The sequence below is a fragment of the Zhongshania antarctica genome, assembly GCF_014202945.1.
In the GTDB taxonomy this organism is placed as follows: Bacteria; Pseudomonadota; Gammaproteobacteria; order Pseudomonadales; family Spongiibacteraceae; genus Spongiibacter; species Spongiibacter antarcticus.
Genome location: NZ_JACHHW010000013.1, coordinates 13,389 through 31,719 on the forward strand (window position 1 = coordinate 13,389; position 18,331 = coordinate 31,719).

16 protein-coding genes, 1 tRNA gene and 1 pseudogene are annotated in these 18,331 nt (G+C 49.6%); 10 read left to right on the forward strand and 8 right to left on the reverse strand.

The genetic code is table 11. The features are described from left to right. Positions 1 to 65: 65 nt before the first annotated feature. The 7 genes and pseudogenes from HNQ57_RS16565 (at position 66) to HNQ57_RS16600 (ending at position 6,666) form a co-directional block, all read left to right on the forward strand. Complete coding sequence (locus tag HNQ57_RS16565) at positions 66 to 1,379, forward strand: MFS transporter (protein ID WP_184464864.1); 1,314 nt, start codon at positions 66 to 68, stop codon at positions 1,377 to 1,379. A 343-nt stretch (positions 1,380 to 1,722) separates the two neighbouring features. Continuing rightward, positions 1,723 to 1,992: a metal-dependent hydrolase gene (locus HNQ57_RS16570; protein ID WP_184464866.1), complete on the forward strand. Its 270-nt coding sequence runs from the start codon at positions 1,723 to 1,725 to the stop codon at positions 1,990 to 1,992. Between the two features lie 210 nt (positions 1,993 to 2,202). Continuing rightward, a complete protein-coding gene (locus tag HNQ57_RS16575) occupies positions 2,203 to 3,276 on the forward strand; it encodes a hypothetical protein (RefSeq protein WP_184464868.1) in 1,074 nt (357 codons plus the stop codon). Next, positions 3,276 to 3,848, forward strand: coding sequence for a LemA family protein (locus HNQ57_RS16580; protein ID WP_184464870.1), 573 nt, complete (start codon positions 3,276 to 3,278; stop codon positions 3,846 to 3,848). The genes HNQ57_RS16575 and HNQ57_RS16580 overlap by 1 nt, the downstream gene beginning before the upstream one ends. Positions 3,849 to 3,947: 99 nt before the next feature. After that, the gene (locus tag HNQ57_RS16585; protein ID WP_184464872.1) at positions 3,948 to 4,841 is read left to right on the forward strand and encodes a hypothetical protein; all 894 of its coding nucleotides are present in this window, start codon (positions 3,948 to 3,950) and stop codon (positions 4,839 to 4,841) included. A 461-nt stretch (positions 4,842 to 5,302) separates the two neighbouring features. After that, positions 5,303 to 6,277: pseudogene (locus tag HNQ57_RS16595) on the forward strand (Abi family protein). A 47-nt stretch (positions 6,278 to 6,324) separates the two neighbouring features. Further along, complete coding sequence (locus HNQ57_RS16600) at positions 6,325 to 6,666, forward strand: hypothetical protein (RefSeq protein ID WP_221301772.1); 342 nt, start codon at positions 6,325 to 6,327, stop codon at positions 6,664 to 6,666. Positions 6,667 to 6,739: 73 nt separating this feature from the next. Here HNQ57_RS16600 and HNQ57_RS16605 read toward each other — a convergent pair whose 3' ends face one another. From HNQ57_RS16605 to HNQ57_RS16615, 3 genes are all read right to left on the reverse strand, one after another. Continuing rightward, complete coding sequence (locus HNQ57_RS16605) at positions 6,740 to 7,459, reverse strand: thioredoxin domain-containing protein (RefSeq protein ID WP_184464878.1); 720 nt, start codon at positions 7,457 to 7,459, stop codon at positions 6,740 to 6,742. Positions 7,460 to 7,472: 13 nt separating this feature from the next. After that, positions 7,473 to 8,186 carry a type II toxin-antitoxin system antitoxin SocA domain-containing protein gene (locus HNQ57_RS16610; RefSeq protein ID WP_184464880.1) on the reverse strand — a complete coding sequence of 238 codons (714 nt, stop codon included), beginning with the start codon at positions 8,184 to 8,186 and terminating at the stop codon, positions 7,473 to 7,475. Positions 8,187 to 8,327: 141 nt separating this feature from the next. Continuing rightward, positions 8,328 to 8,404, reverse strand: a tRNA-Ile gene (locus HNQ57_RS16615). Positions 8,405 to 8,662: 258 nt separating this feature from the next. Here HNQ57_RS16615 and HNQ57_RS16620 point away from each other — a divergent pair. The 3 genes from HNQ57_RS16620 to HNQ57_RS16630 are packed head-to-tail and all read left to right on the forward strand — an operon-like array spanning position 8,663 to position 13,118. Next, positions 8,663 to 10,540: an adenylate/guanylate cyclase domain-containing protein gene (locus HNQ57_RS16620; protein WP_221301773.1), complete on the forward strand. Its 1,878-nt coding sequence runs from the start codon at positions 8,663 to 8,665 to the stop codon at positions 10,538 to 10,540. Positions 10,541 to 10,551: 11 nt separating this feature from the next. After that, a complete protein-coding gene (locus HNQ57_RS16625; RefSeq protein WP_184464884.1) occupies positions 10,552 to 10,923 on the forward strand; it encodes a response regulator in 372 nt (123 codons plus the stop codon). Further along, positions 10,920 to 13,118 (forward strand): ATP-binding response regulator, encoded by a 2,199-nt coding sequence (locus HNQ57_RS16630; RefSeq protein ID WP_184464886.1) that lies wholly within the window; start codon positions 10,920 to 10,922, stop codon positions 13,116 to 13,118. The genes HNQ57_RS16625 and HNQ57_RS16630 overlap by 4 nt, the downstream gene beginning before the upstream one ends. Before the next feature lie 13 nt (positions 13,119 to 13,131). Here HNQ57_RS16630 and HNQ57_RS16635 read toward each other — a convergent pair whose 3' ends face one another. The 5 genes from HNQ57_RS16635 to rpsU all read right to left on the reverse strand — a co-directional run bounded on the left by HNQ57_RS16635 (position 13,132) and on the right by rpsU (position 18,312). Next, positions 13,132 to 13,611: a hypothetical protein gene (locus tag HNQ57_RS16635; RefSeq protein WP_184464888.1), complete on the reverse strand. Its 480-nt coding sequence runs from the start codon at positions 13,609 to 13,611 to the stop codon at positions 13,132 to 13,134. Between the two features lie 83 nt (positions 13,612 to 13,694). Then, on the reverse strand, positions 13,695 to 15,509 hold the full coding sequence (gene rpoD, locus HNQ57_RS16640) for an RNA polymerase sigma factor RpoD (RefSeq protein WP_184464891.1): 1,815 nt from the start codon (positions 15,507 to 15,509) through the stop codon (positions 13,695 to 13,697). A 110-nt stretch (positions 15,510 to 15,619) separates the two neighbouring features. After that, entirely contained in the window at positions 15,620 to 17,485 is a 1,866-nt protein-coding gene (gene dnaG, locus HNQ57_RS16645; protein WP_184464893.1) for a DNA primase, read from the reverse strand. Between the two features lie 91 nt (positions 17,486 to 17,576). Then, entirely contained in the window at positions 17,577 to 18,029 is a 453-nt protein-coding gene (locus tag HNQ57_RS16650; RefSeq protein WP_184464895.1) for a GatB/YqeY domain-containing protein, read from the reverse strand. Between the two features lie 67 nt (positions 18,030 to 18,096). Next, positions 18,097 to 18,312, reverse strand: a complete 216-nt coding sequence (gene rpsU / locus HNQ57_RS16655; RefSeq protein ID WP_008248432.1) for a 30S ribosomal protein S21 — start codon at positions 18,310 to 18,312, stop codon at positions 18,097 to 18,099. Between the last annotated feature and the right edge of the window lie 19 nt (positions 18,313 to 18,331).

An 18,331-nucleotide genomic window follows, 5' to 3' on the forward strand; every position in this document is an offset into this window, starting at 1 on the left:
GCTGGCTCGTTCTAATCGGAGTAGTCTTTCAATAATTCATAAAACCTACGGATGAGCGCCGCACCATGGCCAGTACAACAAACTCTTCTCTCGCAGCTGATATGCAAACCCCAGCGGGCCATTCGGCCGTTGCCCCCGGCGAAATCGCCATTGGCGTCGTTATCGGCCGCGCCTCAGAACATTTTGACTTTTTCGTGTTTGGCATGGCCTGCGTATTGGTCTTCCCGAGCGTGTTTTTCCCTTTCGCCAGTACCTTGGAGGGCATGTTATACGGTTTTGCTATTTTCTCCATGGCTTTTGTGGCGAGGCCCTTTGGCACCGCACTGTTTATGAATATTCAGCGTCGCTGGGGCCGCAGTGTAAAACTGAGTAGCTCCCTGTTTTTATTGGGCACCGCCACTGCCGGCATTGCATTTCTGCCCGGTTATAACAGTATTGGCGGCGCTTCGATCTTTCTGCTTGCGATGTTTCGTATTCTTCAGGGCTTTGCCCTTGGCGGCTCGTGGGACGGTCTGCCGTCGTTGCTGGTGCTTAATGCCCCGCCAGCCAAGCGCAGCTGGTACGCCATGATCGGCCAGCTCGGTGCCCCGATAGGATTCTTGATCGCCAATTTGTTGTTTCTCTACTTAATTAATAGCGTTAGCGCTGAAGACTTCCAAGCCTGGGCATGGCGCTATCCCTTCTTTGTGGCCTTCGCCATTAATGTGGTCGCGCTATTTGCACGCCTGCGCCTAGTGTTAACCGAGGAATATACCGCGGCATTAGAAGAAAGTGAGCTTGAGCCAATTAGTACTAGTGAAATGCTTGAGAAGCAGGGCCCCAATATCTTTCTGGGTGCCTTCGCTGCGCTGGCTAGCTATGCCTTGTTTCATATCGTGACGATCTTTCCATTGTCATGGATTGCCTTGGGCGAATCGCAACTCATTGGCAATGTGCTTATTGTGCAAGTGTTTGGTGCTTTTATAGGCATTATTGCAACCATCGCATCGGGCATCATTGCCGACCGCATTGGTAAGCGCACTACGGTGTCATTAATGGCCGTGCTTATTGGGATCTTCGCGCTGTTTACACCAATGCTGATGAGCGGCACGCCAGCGATGCAAGACACCTTTATATTGGTTGGATTTGCACTGCTCGGTGTCTCTTACGGTCAGGCCTCGGGAACCTTAACTGCTAATTTCGAACGGCGATTCCGCTACGCCGGCGCGGCATTAACCTCAGATTTTGCATGGCTGTTTGGCGCCGCGTTTGCGCCGTTAATTGCCCTTGGTCTATCAGTGCATTTTGGGCTGATGGCAGTGAGTTTGTATTTGATCTCTGGCGCGCTGGCGACCTTGTTGGCGCTGCGAATTAATAAGCATTTGGAAGCAGCAGATTAAAAGGGCCGCAACGCTATTTAGCGTTGCTTAGGCGCCGGTGCGCGCCTGTCGCGTTGCGGCTAGCTTGCAAGCCCAAGCCCAAGCCCAGGTGAAGGCTCCTTAAGCCTTCTCACTCTATGCCAGCGCTACTGTTGCGCTGGCATATCAGTTCTAAATCACAATTAGCTAAATTAGCGGTTCGCAATTAATTGCACGGCAAGCCTCAATACCCTTAGATTTGTATCAGTAGCCCACTATTTTTGATTTACATCAAGTAAGCGCGATATTCAAAACAACCTATATTGATCTTAAGGTCAATAGCGGTAATTATTGACCCATCGAAAATAACTAGGTGGGCAATAACATGAATATGATCGTACGCAAAATCGAAGGTGACTTTTCTACCGCAAAAATTGACTGGATTCCCAATGATCCAGAGTTGGCACAATTTTGGAACGCCGTTAGCTTAGGTCTTCCTTTGCTGGAAGGTTATATGATACGTGCCGTATCGCAAGCCAAGCGCGAACTTCCTGAATCGCGAGCATTTAAATACCAGCAAAGGAGTAATAGTGAGCCGGTTCGGCGGCCGAGCCAAATGTCTGTGAATAGTGGTTTTATATGGGGAGCGTATTAATTTTTGCTGCGTTCAGCACTATACTCGGTGTCGCTTACTTCAGTGTTCCGGCATAGTCGAATTCAACCTGCTGGAAACTCAGTTGGCGCTACCACTTTTTGAATGGCTGCTATTTGATCATTTCGGCTCGTTTAAAAAGCGTAGTAATCTTAGTTTAGGTGAATGATTTTCAATAGCTGGGCTATTGAAAATAGTTAGAAGGGAAAAGGAATGTCCCATAATCAAAAGCTAAACGCACTATTAAAGTCGGTTCGCGGCGCTAAGGCTAACTCAAACACGCAAGATGATGCCGCGCGAATAGTCACCCAGTTGAGAGCGCTAGGTGGGCCAATACGCTACGAAGATAGCGGCAAGCTCGGGTCGGGGTTGTTCTTGCTCGGTATAGGGGCCTATGGTCATATCCTTGGGTCGGAACGAGGTTACCCGATAGGCCCAGATGGTACGTCGGGTTCTAGCGTGCTTATCTATAACGTCGCGATAGCTCTGGCTGCGTGCTTTATTCTGTTTTGGTTTTTCCGGCGGCGCAAAGCCCAAAAATTTGTACAAGAAGTTTATGAAAATGCAGCCCTAGCAAGTTATGGCCTTAACGACGAACCCATACCTAAGCTGAAGGACTGGGATAGGAATTTTCATGAATTTAACCGAGGCAACCATTCCCGCGAGATAATGTACTGCAGATCAGCCGCGGGGCGCGGCGAGAGCGGGCGTGAGGCATATTCGCTTTTCCGATTTCATTGGGTAGTGTGTGAGGAGCGGCAAGTCACTGAGACTGATCACAACGGCCACTCTACAAGTAAAACAGAGACCACCTACTATCATTACGATCGGTATGGAGTGTTGGTTGAAGGCAATTTTAGCGGTATACAGATCAGCTCTGATGCGCCAAATAGCAAGTACAAATTACAATACCGACCAGCCTCTGTCGCGTTCAATCGGCTCTACAAACTTCGGTGTGTTGAGGAGATGCAAACTGCCAAGTTTCTTAAACCATCCATTGTTATTGCTCTTGAGGCGGCCGTTACCCAGCTGAAGAATCCAAACTTGGAATTTGGCTTGAACGGCCAGATGTGCCTAACTTGGGAGAGTGATCCGTTCAATGTTCGAACCGTTATGCGATCAAAAGATAGGGCTGAGGAGCTAGCGGAAATTATCGAAGATGGTGCAAAAATGCCTATTTTAGATGTAGCGCTTGAGCTGGTAGCGCTGATTCAGCGACACACTCAGTCCAATTTTTCGGCACTGAACAACGATAATACTTGGGAATCCATTCAAGGAGTGAAGTAATGAGCGACACGATAATTCTGGCTTTAATTGCCGTCATCGGCATTGTTGTACTGATTTGGTTTTACAACCAGATTGTAAGCGGGCGCAATGCCATTCAGCGTGCGTGGTCTGATGTTATTGTTCAGGAGCGACAAAAGCTGAAAGTGATTCCCGAGCTGGAGCGGATCGTTGAGGAGCATAAGGCTTATGAATCTGGCGTGTTAGAAAAGCTAACTGAAATGCGTGCTGCAGTTACTCAGCTTGCCAGCGACACAGTAGATACAGATGCCCTTAAGACTGCGGAATCGAAGACGAAGTCTGCGCTTTCTGGTCTCAAAGTTGCCATGGAGGCCTATCCAGATCTAAAGACCGCCAGCCTTATGAACAATCTTATGCGTGAAATTGCTGATCAGCAGGATAATATTGCCGCCGCCATCCGCATTTTTAACCAGAATGTAGAGTTATTTAACAACAGTATTGAAACTTTTCCAGGCTCTGCGGTAAATAAGCGCATCAACAAAGAAAAGCGCCAGCGCTCTTTCGACGACAATGAGGCCGCGTCTGGCCTCTCGTTCCGTCTCGGTGCGGAGTAGTCGACCTAGGTAATGCACCCCGAAGGTGTAGCGGGCGTCGCGATTGATGAATATAACCAACCAACCAACCAACTACCAATCTCTAGAAGGAGCTAGTATATGTCAGAATTTCCTAGCGGTGATTTTACAATTACTAACATAGATACTGAGCGCAAGATTCGGGTAATACTTGCTGACTCTGACGAATATGAGGATTATCAGCTGGGCAACACCTATACCACGGTCGCAACTGGAAAGCCGCATTTAATGTTGGAATACTATGATGAGGATGAGGAAGAAGCGCCGTCGGAATTAGAGACGCTGTGGTGTTTCAACGATAGCGTAGACTCATACGGTAAGGTTTGTGCCACTCTAGTCAGTGTCGCTGTTAAAGAGAAACAAAACATCGGTAGTTATGTCATCGGCATTACAAGTCATCCAGCACGGCGAGTGGAAACCACCGACCCACAACTTGAATTGATGATGCCTGATTTTTGGACGGGGAGTTTTAAACAATGGCACGAATTTGCGCTCAATATTGACGACTTCATCCTTCAGGCCCCCGTACCAAAATTTTGGACAGAGGGAGAGAGTGCTTGGCAAGTGTTTGTAAAGATGGGTTTCGCTTCACCTTATTCGACGCCAGGCTTGATTGAATCGCTGGAAGCTCTGCCGGTACCACACGAGTTGAAAAGTGGTACGCCCATTATGGAATTACTTGGTAGCGCTAAAAACTATTACGAATACTACCGTTTATCAGACGCACGAAAGGGCACTCCTCAGGGTGGTACGACCGAGCTTACCGGTGCTGGCACTGATTCGAGCTACAGTGGCATGAACAAGCGCTGGCAGACGGATGGTACCTATATCTGGAGCGTTGGCGGAGGGGGTGGAAGCGGAGGTCCAATTGAATCCGAATCCTACCTCACGGACCTAGACCGCGACGATTACAACTCTTTGGTGGGACTCCCAAAGGGGGAATATGGGCAACGGTGGATATTTAAGCCGGTGTAATGCTCACTGAGCGATAAGCCGCGGCCTACAAATGAAAGCTGTTGGCCGGCCATTCTGGCTCTATGTGGTAGTTCTGGCCTTTAGCCATAATGTACCTAGTGGTGATGGATGGATTGCATGGGCTAGGTTGCGTAGTGAAAGCCCCCCTGTGCAATAGCATCGGCTATTCGCGTTTGGTGTCGGTTTAAAACCTAATTTAGGCACTGAATTCAGTAAAATGAGGAATTTAACTTAAAGATTAAAGACCGCGGGATTAGATACTGATTTGCTATAGCAGGATGCTAAATGTCATATAAAACAAATGGATATAGAGAAATTGACGTCTGGCGTCAGCGATCTTTGGTTTATAAGGTGGTTGACATTAATTGCTTAAGGTCTAAAATTACCCGCAACAACACCCCTCCCGCTACCCGTAAGATCAGCGCCCTGCGAGGGGTTACTTGTTTCTGGGGGACTGAAAAATGAGCTTCCCGCAAAAAGTCTCGTTTTCAAAGCCGCCCAGAACATTTGCCGAACAAGTTCAAATCTTACAGTCCCACGGGTTAAATATTCCCGATCCGGTTAAGGCTGAATTCTACCTTTCGCAGCTCAATTACTACCGTTTCGCAGCTTATTGTTTACCGTTTGAGCAAAATCATGCCACGCATCGGTTTGTCGCGGGTACATCGTTTGATGATGTATTGAATCTTTATGTTTTTGACAGGAGTTACGAATACTCCTGCTGGATGCAATAGAGCGCGTAGAAGTTGTCGCTGAGAACGCAAATGGCTTATCAACTTAGTCATCGTTACAACACGGCCCACCCACATCTTGATCCAGGGCTATTTCAAAGCAAAGGTAGATATCAGGCAGGGGTGATGAGCTTCCAGCAAGATGTCGCCAAAAGTAATGAAGATTTTATCAGGCATTTAATAACAAAGTATCAGGAGACGCTTCCGCCAATCTGGGCCGTCGTTGAGCTTATGACCATGGGACAGCTTTCGAAGTGGTTTTCCAATATAAAAGCTAGGCAAGATCGAAGGGCCATTAGCCGGAATTACGGTGTGGACGATAAGGTCATGACATCTTACTGTGAGCACCTCTCATTAGTTAGAAATATGGCCGCGCATCATGCTAGATTATGGAACCGCGATATTACCAAGAAAATGACGCTACCCACTCACGGTCCCAAAGAACTGCAAAGCAGTTTGTGGATACTGCCGGAGAGCGACCGGCGCTTGAGAAAACTCTACAACACCTTAACGATGACTTTGCACATGATGAATATGATTGCCCCCGATCATCACTGGAAGGCACGGGTGAAGGATTTAATAGCAGCGCACGCCATAGACACCAAAAAATGGGCTTCCCCGCTGATTGGCAAGCTCGACCGTTGTGGCTGTAGTCGTTTACGGGTAAAGGGAATGCTAGCTGCGCGAAGCAAGTCTAGCGAATAGAAATGGCTACAATAATTGCTCGAGCCCATGGCAAGGAATGCAGGTGAATGGATAAAAAAGAAAAACAAGGTCTCAGTGAAATCGACATCTGTGACTTGTTTATTACCCCTGCTATTAAAGATGCAGGCTGGGATCAATTGCGCCAAATCCGCCGTGAAGTTACTTTAACCCCTGGCCCTGTTGTTGTCCGGGGCAATATGTCGTCGCGCAACACCAAGAAAAAGAAGTTCGCTGGCTATGTGTTGCAGTGGAAGGCCGCCGTGCCAGTTGCAGTGGTCGAGGCCAAAGAAAACAACAAAACCGTTAGCCACGGTATGCAGCAAGCCCTCGGTTATGCCGACACTCTGCAAGTCCCAAGTTGTGTAGTTGATTATTTTAGCGGGCATTGATTGCACATATGCCAGTTGAAGCAAGCAATGTGTAAGCGGTCTAGTTTAATTTACGTTTTGACGCGTCATCAATTTACTTGGCTTCGTCTGGTAAGTCATCTAAGAGAAGCTGGCGAGTTTTCATAAATTCTTCTTCAGGTTCTTTGCCAAGCATCCAAAAAAGTTGCTCGTTCAAAAAGTTTATAGCGTCTTCATGTAACCATAAGTCCCTATGTCTCGTTGCGCAAAGCAAAGGGGATAGAAACATGCGATCTAATCTGCAAATTGAATTATTTGGTAAGGCAGGATCATGTTGTGGTAAAAATAAGAACTCCGAATACATAGCGGCTCTAATTCTAGCCGTAATAATTGGCCCGAATGCACCTGGCTCGTAATTGCTCGCAACACTATATACTGGAGCTAATAAATATTGGGAGTCAAATGCATTCAGCGCTTTCTTTCTTTGCCATCCTTCTGGTAGTAAGTTCGGATTTACTTCACCAGCTTTCCCTATTATTAAGCAAGGGCGAACTTTTCCTACGGAAATTATTGCTTCGCATTTATCCCCTAGGCTCCCCAGCGCCGCAACAGGAAGCCTGCTCTTACTTTTAAAATCAACAGCTTCCTGATATTTCCTGATGGTTATATCCGCTTTTTTATGCTCAATTCCATCTGCTCGGGTTATATCAGCGATCAGCGGCCGTCGATCTTGAAATGTAACAGGGCAACACACTATCTGCCCAGTACCACTTTCTTGTCCGGTGGAGGTGTAGAAGTTATTACAAAAATCTGACAGTGAAAGATTGCAGTCCATTGAAGCGCCGCTATTAAATTTCGAAGGTTAAATTTGCAATATGATCCGAGCTCTTGTCTTCCGTCTTATCGAATAATATATGTGATTGATTATAGTGGTTGTCATATTTTGGGGGTGTGTAATTTCCCAGATTACTTTTCTTTGCATCTTTTTTGGCTTTAAGCGCAGCCAGCAATTCTTTACCCTTCTTGATTTTATCGGCGGTCTTATTTTTAGATGGCAGTGGCTTGAAGTCTTTGAAGTTGATAACTTCGCATTTGGTGAAGTCCAGCTTATCTCCGGGAGTGGCGCCTTCCATTGGTTCGGTATGGAAATATACATATTCAAGAAGCGAATTGAGATTTCCGCTAAAGTTTCTTACGTTGGATTGAAGCGCGGAAGTAATACCTATGCCAAGCTTGGTATCCTCCATAGTTGCTGTCTTGGCGTAATCTGAAAGCTTAATCAGCTTAAAGGAATGCCCTTGGTCACGAGTTTCACCAGTCTCAACTTGGACGTTTGGAATTTTTTTTTCGATGGTTTCGGATAATTGAAATGAATATGGCCCGAAATGGTGGAACCTCCATTCGGTACCAGAATACGTTTCACCATTATTTTTTCTAGCGTAATAGACATCAGCTAGATAAATTAGCTTAGTGAGACTAGTAATAGTCAATCCACTAGAGCCCTGCTCTTGCGCAAAGTTAAGCAAAGCCTGAGCTAGTGTAGTGACTTTGGTTATATCCATAAAAGCACATTTGAGATGGGAAGAAATCTGTGTCTATATTTTCAGTATAGCTTAAGGTTTGTTGTTAGCTTACTGCAACGACATCGTCGGGTCATAAGTATTCATGTGACCTAGCTAACATTCCATAGTTCGATATAAAAATGGTGGGCCTTCCCAGACTTGAACTGGGGACCTGCCGATTATGAGTCGGATGCTCTAACCAACTGAGCTAAAGGCCCATTTTTCTTGTGCTGGGTGCTGTTGGTTTGGGCTAAATCTTGGATTTAGTTACGCCAATCAGTTCAGCTGCGGTGGTTTGATTACGCGCCGTGGCGTGTACACCGGAAAAACAGCGCGCATTATAATGCTGGCGAGGCCTGTTGGCCAGCGCTTCCTTAATCCCTTGTTTGTCGGAAGTCATTGAGGTGCCGTGCTATTTTTGTGCTTAAGTGCTGTTTAAGTGCAATAATCTAGTGGACATGGTCTGGTAGAAGGAAATGGCTTTGGACGATAAAGAGCGGATTTTTAAAGCGTATCTTGATGATAAGCGTCAATCGTTGCAGGCGCCGCTGGCGTCGGTGGCTGCGTATACTGAGTCTCTGCTGGAATTACCCGCTATTGCGGGTGATAGCGCGTTGTTGGCAGATGCCCAGCGTATTGCTCGAGCGGCGGCTGAAATACTTGATGTGCTGCAGGTGGTGTCGACGCTCAGCGTGACCTCGCAGACCGAGATTTCGCGTTTGCGTCACGACTTGCGCAATGCTATTGGTTTGGTCGATGGTTATAGCGAGATGTTAACTGAAGATTGCGACGCGGCCGATGCTCATACCTTTTTAAAGCAAATTCGTCATCAATCGCGGCTTTTCCAAGAACGTTTAGACAGTTTTTCCCTGCAGCCCACTGAGTCTGCAAAAGTTGATCCGATTGCAGCGATGTTCCAGAGCTTTAAGCGGGGCATCATTCGTGATGATAAGGATCATCTCACCGGCAGTATTTTGGTGGTTGATGATAATGACAGCAGTCGCGATTTATTGGCACACCAGCTGCAACGTCAAGACCATATGGTTATTGAGGCCGCCAGCGGCGAGCGCTGCCTAGAGGTGATGCGCAGCGCCAACCCAGACTTGGTGCTGCTCGACTTGGTAATGCCCGATATGAACGGCTACGAAGTACTGCAAGTCATTCGCAGCGATGAAGCCCTGCGCCGTATTCCAGTGATTGTCGTAAGCGGCATGCAAGATGAAGAAGGTGCCGTGCGTTGTATAGATGCGGGCGCGAGTGACTACTTACTTAAACCGGTGAACTCGACCTTGCTGCGGGCCCGAATCGGCGCGCTACTAGAGACCAAGCGCTGGCAAGATCGCGAGCGGGAGTATTTGGCTGAGTTGGAAAAGAGTCAGCGCTTTATTCGCAAGGTGTTTGGTCGCTATTTGTCAGATGAAATCGTACAGCGACTGTTGGACGATAATAATGGCTTGAGCATGGGGGGCGAGCGTCGCACCGTCACCATACTCATGGCGGATATTCGGGGCTTTTCGGCGATTAGCGAGCAGTTAGCACCGGAGCAGTGCGTGCAGTTGCTGAATAACTACCTCGGGGTGATGACGGAAATTATTCAGCGTTATCGCGGCACTGTTGATGAGTTTGTTGGCGATGGGATTCTGGCAATTTTTGGTGCGCCGGTGAGCGACAAAGACGACTGCGATCGAGCATTGGCCTGCGCGCTAGCGATGCAGTTGGCAATTAAGGAGGTGAATACCCGCAATCGTGCCGATAACTTGCCTGAAATTGCGATTGGGATAGGCCTGAATACCGGTGATGTGGTGGCGGGCAATATCGGTTCGGAGCTGCGCTCTAAATACGGCGTGGTTGGCCATAATGTGAATCTTACTGGCCGAATAGAGTCTTGTACTGTGGGCGGGCAAATATTAGCCTCACCCGCGACCGTGGCGGCAGCGTCGGTGGAAGTATTGACCGGCAAAGGCGTTGCCGTGGATTTAAAAGGCATGGTTGAACCGCTGGAGCTGGCAGAGGTACTCGGGGTGGGCTTACCCTATGACTTGTTATTGGAATCTGTTCAAAACCAGTGGCAGGCGATCGAGCCGCCGGTTGAATTGAAATTGAGCCTGATGGCTGCCAAACAAGTTGCTGGTGTGGGATTGACCGGGTTGCTGGTGGCGGTGGCCGGTGAGCAGCTGCGTCTGCGGAGCACTCAATCATTGACCCTGCTGGCAGATGTACGCTTGGAGGGTTTGAGTGAAAGTTGTTACGCCAAAATCACTGATAAGCAAGACGATATCTATACGCTAACCGTGACCTCGGCCACGGCTAGTTTGCGCGATGAGCTTAGTAAATTACCGACACTTACATCTTGAGCGAGAAATTGATGCCAAAAGTATTACTGGTTGAAGACAATGAAATGAATCGCGATATGTTGAGTCGGCGATTGCAACGCAAGGGCTACCAGGTGTTACTGGCCATAGATGGTCAGCAAGGCATTGACCTGTGCCGAGCAGAAATGCCTGATTTGCTACTATTGGATATGAGCTTGCCAGTGAAAGACGGTTGGCAAGTGGCAAGTGAAATGAAGGCCGATAACGGGCTTAGTCATATTCCCATTATTGCCTTGACCGCTCATGCTATGGCTGATGACCGACAGCGCGCACTGCAGGCGGGCTGTGACGATTACGATACCAAACCGGTTGATCTGCCGCGTCTCCTGTCCAAAATTGAACGCTTGCTAGGGCGCGTGGGATGAGTTTTACCCGTCGGCTGACATTATCATTTGTCGCTATTTTAATGCTGTCATTGGGCAGTGTGCTTATTCAGGTTTGGGGAAACGACTCGCGTCGTCGGAATGTGTGGCTGTTGCAACATGTGATTCGCACCCAGTCTGAGCTCAATGATTTCAGTCAGCGAATGTACAGTATTCATCGTAAAATTTTGGTTGTTGATGCTTTGTCGGAGTCGGGGATAGAAAACCGCATTACTGAGCCGGAGCGGCAAGAGTTACTCAGCACAATCGATGCCTTATTGGCGCTCGAGGGCGAGTTGAACGATGACTTGCAAGAGTATTTGGAAGAAGGCCGTTATCAGTATTTGGAAGCACAATTAATGCTGCGCCGCTGGCGTGATTTTCTTGAGCATGGCAGTGACTTAGATACAGCGAATGTGCAGCGTGAGTACGAGGCGCTAAGCGGGAGAATTAGCGCCAATGAATGGTATTTATTGACCCGTTCAGACGAAATTAACGTCGGTTTGCGCAATGTGGTGAGCAAGACGAATAAAGTCGCCTTGGGGGTGTTTTTGTTGGCGCTGCTGACGACCTTTATTCTGGGTTATTACATGACCCGCTATACCCGACGTTCTATTCGGCAATTGCAGAAGGGTACTGCCGAGTGGGGCAGTGGCAATTTTGACTACAGCATTGGCGATATGGGCTACGATGAGTTTGGCCAGCTCGCCAAGTCCTTTGATGACATGGCCTCTAATCTGCGAGAAGCGATGGCGCGGGTTCGCGATGCGAGCCGCCGGGCCGATGCAGCCAATCAGGCTAAAAGTGGCTTTATGGCGAATATGAGTCATGAGCTGCGCACACCCATGAACGCCATTATTGGCTACTCTGAAATGCTTCTTGAAGATATTGAAGACGAGCCAGAAATGCCGGTCGAGCGCTTGCGTCCCGATTTGGCGAAAATTCAGCTTGCCGGTAAACATCTGCTCACCCTGATTAATGATGTCTTGGATATCTCAAAAATTGAATCCGGGCGCATGGCGGTCTATTGGGAGGATGTTGCGTTAGAGGAGGTTTTGCGTGACGTTGAAGTGACTATGGCGCCGCTAATGGCCAAGAATGGCAACACCTTGCACTGTCACTTTGAGCTGCAGAGCGAATTGATACGGACTGATGTGACCCGCTTGCGCCAAATACTTTTAAACCTGCTCAGTAATGCGGCTAAGTTTACGCGGCAGGGGGATGTCCAGCTCTCAGTGTTGGAAAAATTGGTGAGTGGTCGCTCCTACCTTGTTGCAGAAGTGCGTGACAATGGCATTGGTATGAGTGAGGAACAGTTGGGGCGGGTGTTTGACGCCTTCGTGCAAGCTGATTTGTCGACCACCAAACAGTACGGTGGCTCGGGTTTGGGCTTGACGATATCCCGCAAATTTGCCGAATTATTAGGGGGTTCGATTACCGCTGAAAGTCAGGAGGGTGAGGGCTCGCGATTTGAGTTGGTACTGCCGTTAGATGCTCAGGAACTTGGTTTAAGCACGGAGTTTGATGGTGCCAGCATTGGCGATGTGTTGGTTATAGATGACGACCCGGCGGCATTGGAGTTAAGTGCGCGAACACTAGTCAAGGCTGGGTATAAAGTGCATCTGGCTAATTCCGGTGTTGAGGGCATGCGTATGGCAAGGTCCCAGCGTCCAGACGTCATTATTCTCGATGTGATGATGCCCGGCATGGACGGCTGGCAAGTGTTACACAATTTACGCAGTGATCCGGCGCTATTTGATGTGCCGGTGTTAATGCTGTCGATGCTCAATGAGCGCGATCTTAGCTTGTTGCTGGGCGCGAATGAATACTTAGTGAAACCGGTAGATAGTGCAACATTGACGGCTGTTGTGCACGAGCTCCTGCCGGCCACCGCGGTCGGAAATTTATTGTTGCTCGAACAAGGTGACGCTTTAGCGAAAGCCATCGCGCTATTGCCTGGCGCGGAATATTGGGAAATTTATCATTGCGTGGAGGTCGCCAAGGCGAAGGCCTTGCTGGAGGATTTGCCGTGGCAGCTCATTATCGTAGGGCCGCACAGTGATACGGATGCGGTAAACGATTTCTTAGCGTTTTTGCGTAAAGATTATGGCCGCAAGGTACCGATTATGTTGGCCCAGACGGAGTCTGATATTCAGAGTCTGTGTGATCAGTTGGGCGCGTATCTAAATCGCAGTTAAATTGTGTAAGTCTTTACTGTAGGCTCAGTTGACGTAATTTCGCCAATGCGCGCTGCAGGGCTAGGACTTCATTGTGGAGCTGTTGCTGCTTCGCTTCGGCGGCTTGTCGGCTTTGGCTTTCTAGGGTCAGGCGCAGCGTGTTTTCTAAATTAAGCTGTAAGCTAATGCGCAACATTTTAAGGCTGTTATCGTGTTGCGGCTTGCGCAATGCGCGTTGATAAAGTTCGTCGAGGGTGCGCGTTGCTGCCACAATGTCTTGGTTTTGCAGGTGCAGTAAACACAGTCCCGCCAGTGCTTGCTGGCTTAATCGTTCGCTACCGGTGTCGAGAGCCGCTTGAAAGCTTGTCGCCGCTGCTTGGTATTGTTTATGTTCAAAATGCTGCAGTGCCGTCTGTATCTCGATAGGTTCTGGAGTATGAGGCGTAGGCGGGGTTTGGCAGGCGCTAATAACAAAGGTGCAGAGCAGGGTAAAGCAGGAAAGGCGTAGAGGCATTAATCTGTAGTCCGTGTGCTTTGTTTTTAAATCACTCGGTGTCGAATTTATGGCCGAGGCGCGCTGCCTCGGCCATAACAGACTTACTCGTCGAGGAAGCTGCGCAGATGATCTGAGCGGGTTGGGTGCCGCAATTTGCGCAGTGCCTTGGCTTCAATTTGACGAATCCGCTCGCGGGTTACGTCAAACTGCTTACCCACTTCTTCAAGCGTGTGGTCGGTATTCATATCAATACCAAAGCGCATTCTCAGTACTTTTGCTTCGCGAGCCGTTAGGCCAGCCAGTACGTCTTTAGTCGCTTCGCGAAGGCCTTCTCCGGTCGCCGATTCTATCGGTGAAGAGATTGTGCCGTCTTCGATAAAATCACCGAGGTGCGAATCTTCGTCATCGCCAATCGGGGTTTCCATTGAGATTGGCTCTTTGGCAATCTTCAGTACTTTACGAACCTTGTCTTCTGGCATTTCCATGCGCTCGCCAAGCTCTTCTGGCGTTGGCTCACGGCCCATCTCCTGAAGCATCTGCCGCGAGATACGGTTGAGCTTGTTGATGGTTTCGATCATGTGCACAGGAATACGGATGGTCCGCGCCTGGTCGGCAATAGAGCGGGTGATCGCCTGACGAATCCACCATGTTGCATAGGTAGAAAATTTGTAACCACGACGGTATTCGAACTTGTCTACCGCTTTCATCAGGCCGATGTTGCCTTCCTGAATCAAATCGAGGAATTGCAGGCCACGGTTGGTGTATTTTTTAGCAATGGAAATAACCAGACGTAGGTTGGCCTCAACCATTTCTTTCTTGGCGCGGCGAGCGCGAGCCTCACCGATGGATACCCGGCGGTTAATTTCTTTAATATCGGAAATAGTCAGGTCTTGACGCTCTTCGATATAGGCAATCTTATTCTGGAGGCGGCGAATAACATCGCTGTAGTCGGCTAGCTTAGGATGCTTTTTAAGCAGCTCGTCGCCCCACTTGAGGTTGGCTTCATTACCTTGAAAGCTGCGAATAAACTCTTTGCGATCAATGCCAACATTTTTTACGCAAACGGTCATGATTTCCCGTTCCATTGAGCGAATAGAGCTCAATGTAGTGCGCACTTCTTCAATGAGGGGGTCGAACATGGCTGGGGTGAGTTTGAAGTACTTGAAGATCTCACCTAGTTCGTTCAATTCTTTTGCGGTTTGCTTGCTGTAGCGACCATGCTCGGCAATTGACGCTTCAACTTTGTCAGATTGCTCTTGCAGCGCGGCAAAGCGAATACGGGCTTCTTCTGGATCTGGGCCAGATACGGCTTCGTCTTCGTCTTCGGCGTCAGCGGTGGTGTTGTTTGCCTCGGCGGCTTCAGCGGCAGCAGCAGCCTGCTGCTGAGGTGATTGTACATTTTCAGCGGGGTTCAAATAGCCGCTCATAATGTCGCCCAAACGGCGTTCTTCGGTGGCGACTTTGTCGTACTGAGCCAAAATGCCGGTGACAACGCCGGGGTAGTAAGCCAGCGCAGCCATCACTTCCCGAATGCCTTCCTCAATGCGCTTGGCGATAACAATTTCGCCTTCGCGGGTCAGCAGCTCAACCGTACCCATTTCACGCATATACATGCGCACGGGGTCGGTGGTGCGACCAGTTTCCGTTTCAACGGCGGCCAGCGCTGCGGCTGCTTCGGCAGCGGCAATATCATCTGGCGAATCGCCGCCAGCCATGATCAGGGTATCTTCATCAGGTGCGTGTTCAAACACCTGGATACCCATGTCATTAATCATTTGAATGATTTCTTCGACCTGATCCGGATCAGAAATATCTTCCGGCAGGTGGTCGTTGACCTCAGAGTACGTTAGATAACCCTGCTCCTTGCCTTTGGCAATGAGTTGCTTGAGTCGCGATTGATGCTTAGAGTCACTCATTCTTTCAAATTACTCGCTAGGTGCAGGTGAAAAATTAGCCGCAAATTATACTCTATTTAGACCCTATACGACCAGTAAATTCCGGCTACGTTCAGGGATTGGCCAAAGTATTAGCGCTGATGTTTGTGCTTGAGTAGCTGTTGAATGGCCAAGAGCTGTTGTTTGAGGTCGTCACTAAGTTCAGCGTAGCCGTCGCTGACAGCTTTGTCGAGTTGGCCGTGCTCGCGTAATTGTTCAACTTGTTGGCGCAAATGTTGTTGCGATTTTTGGGTGTCGAGATGGCTGAGAGTATCTAAAAAGGCGAGTTGGGCCTTTTCATCGTCTAGCTCCGGGCCGAGCAGGGCGATGGTTTTTAGGGCCTCAATTAAAATGTCGTACTCAGCTTGGCCATACCAGTGGCCCAGTAGCATAGCGGTGCTAGAGCCGGGGCGTTTGTTGAGTAATTTTAGAATATCGCTGAGTAGGTTTGCGGCCGCTGAGGTCTCATCTGCGCCGAGTGCGAGGTGCTGATTTGCCGCGCCGCGGGGGTTGAAGAGTACCATTGCGAGGGCAAATAGCAGTGGGTCACGGCTGGTGCTGGGTAGGTTGGCGACCAGTTTTTTGGTGCTGCGGGTGCTTGGCGCTACCGGGGGGCGACTGCTGGTTTCTGTGGCTTGAGGGGCGGGCTTCGTGTCGTCCAGTAACTGGTCGAGCGCGTGCCGACTAAGGCCAGTGCGTTCTGCCAGCGAGTCGAGCATAAGCTGGCGAAAAACCCCAGGCGGCAGCAATTGCAACATGGGTAGGGCTAGTTTGCTCAGGCGCGCTTTGCCTTCGAGGGTGCTGGGGTCAGTCTGACTGTGGAAAGACTCGAAAAAATAGCGTTCCAGCGGCTGGGCTTGGGCGAGGAGTTTTTGAAAGCCCGCCGCGCCATCGCGGTTCACAACGCTGTCTGGATCGTCGCCTTCGGGTAAAAACAAAAAACGGATGCGGCGGCCGTCTTCCATGGTCGGTAGTGCATTTTCAAGGGCGCGCTCAGCGGCTTTGCGGCCGGCGGCGTCGCCGTCAAAACAAAAAATCAACTCGCTGGCATAGCGGAAGGCAGTGCGCAGGTGCTCGGTATTGCTGGCGGTGCCGAGGGTGGCGATGCCAGTCATAATGCCGTGCTGAGCTAGGGCCACCACGTCCATATAGCCTTCGACCACCAGCAGTTGTTCAAGGTGGCGATTGTTCTGGCGGGCTTGGTAAAGGCCGTAAAGCTCTTTGCCTTTGTGGAATATATCGGTCTCGGGCGAGTTGAGGTATTTGGGTTTGTCGTCGCCCAGTACTCGGCCGCCAAAGGCAATGACCCGGCCGCGATTGTCGCGAATAGGGAACATGATGCGGTCGCGAAAACGGTCGTAGAGTTTGCCGTCGTCTTTTTCTATGAGCATGCCGCCGTCAATTAATTGCTGGCGGTGTTCCTCGGTGTCGCCGAGGGTTTTTAGCAGATTGTCCCAGCCGGGGGGCGCAAAGCCGATGTCGAAATCGCGGGCAATGCGCCCGCTCAAGCCGCGTTGCTTTAAATAATCCACGGCGCGCTGGGCTTGGGGGTGCTCTCTAAGCTGCTGCTGATAATAGCCGGCCACTTTTTCCATGAGGTCGTAAATGGTTTTGCGGCGTTCTTGCTTTATTTGCTGTTGGGGGCTGATCTCTTCGCGGGGCACTTCGAGGCCGGCAAGGCTGGAGAGATTGTCGACTGCGCCAGGAAAATCTTGGCGGTCGTAGTCCATAATGAAGCCAATGGCATTACCGCCTGCGCCGCAACCAAAGCAGTAATAGAACTGTTTGTCAGGGTTTACGCTGAACGAGGGGGTTTTTTCGTCGTGAAAGGGGCAGCGCGCGCTGTAATTCTTGCCGGTTTTCTTGAGCGCGACGCGACGATTGATAACGTCAACAATGTCGACTCGAGACAATAGCTCGTCGATAAAAGATTGCGGAATGCGTCCTTTTGCGGCCACGTCAGCGTATCCAAAAGCGAAGATGGGGGTGCGTAGATTTTGGTGCTACGCAGAACAATAATTCACTAGAGTGGGGCAAATTGCCAGTCCTCTACTGAAGCTGCGATTTAACCTTTTGGCTGACCATGCCCATATCCGCGCGGCCTTGAACCTGCGGTTTGAGAATGGCAACGACTTGCCCCATATTTTTAATGGAGTCGGCGCCAGTGCTGGTAATGGCGGTGCTAATCAGTGCGTCTAATTCCGCTTCGCTCAGTGGCGTGGGCAGAAAAGACTGAATAACGTCCATTTCGAAGCGTTCTTGATCGGCAAGATCGACACGACCAGCGCCGTCGTACTGGCTGATCGAGTCGCGGCGTTGCTTTAGCATTTTGTCGAGCACGGCAAGAACCCGCGCATCGTCAATGTCAATGCGTTCGTCAACTTCAATGCGCTTAATGTCGGCGAGAATCAGCCGCACGGCAGAGAGTCGCGCTTTATCTTTGGCTCGCATCGCGGTTTTCATCGCGTCACTAAGCGTTTGCTTCAGCGTTTGGTCTGCCATAATGCGCAGAGACTCCCTGTTAAGAGGATTGGATCTTTAGCGGGCAAAGCCCTACTAGACGTAAGTCTTAGTAGAGGCGTTGCTGCTTTTTAGTGTCGCGTGACACTTTTTTCGCGTGGCGCTTTACTGCAGCAGCTGCTTGACGCTTGCGCACAGAGGTGGGCTTTTCATAGAATTCGCGACGGCGAACCTCGGCTAAAACGCCGGCTTTTTCGCAAGAGCGCTTGAAACGGCGCAGGGCGATATCAAATGGTTCGTTTTCTTTGAGTTTGACTGAAGGCATCCGTTAAACCTGTCCTGAT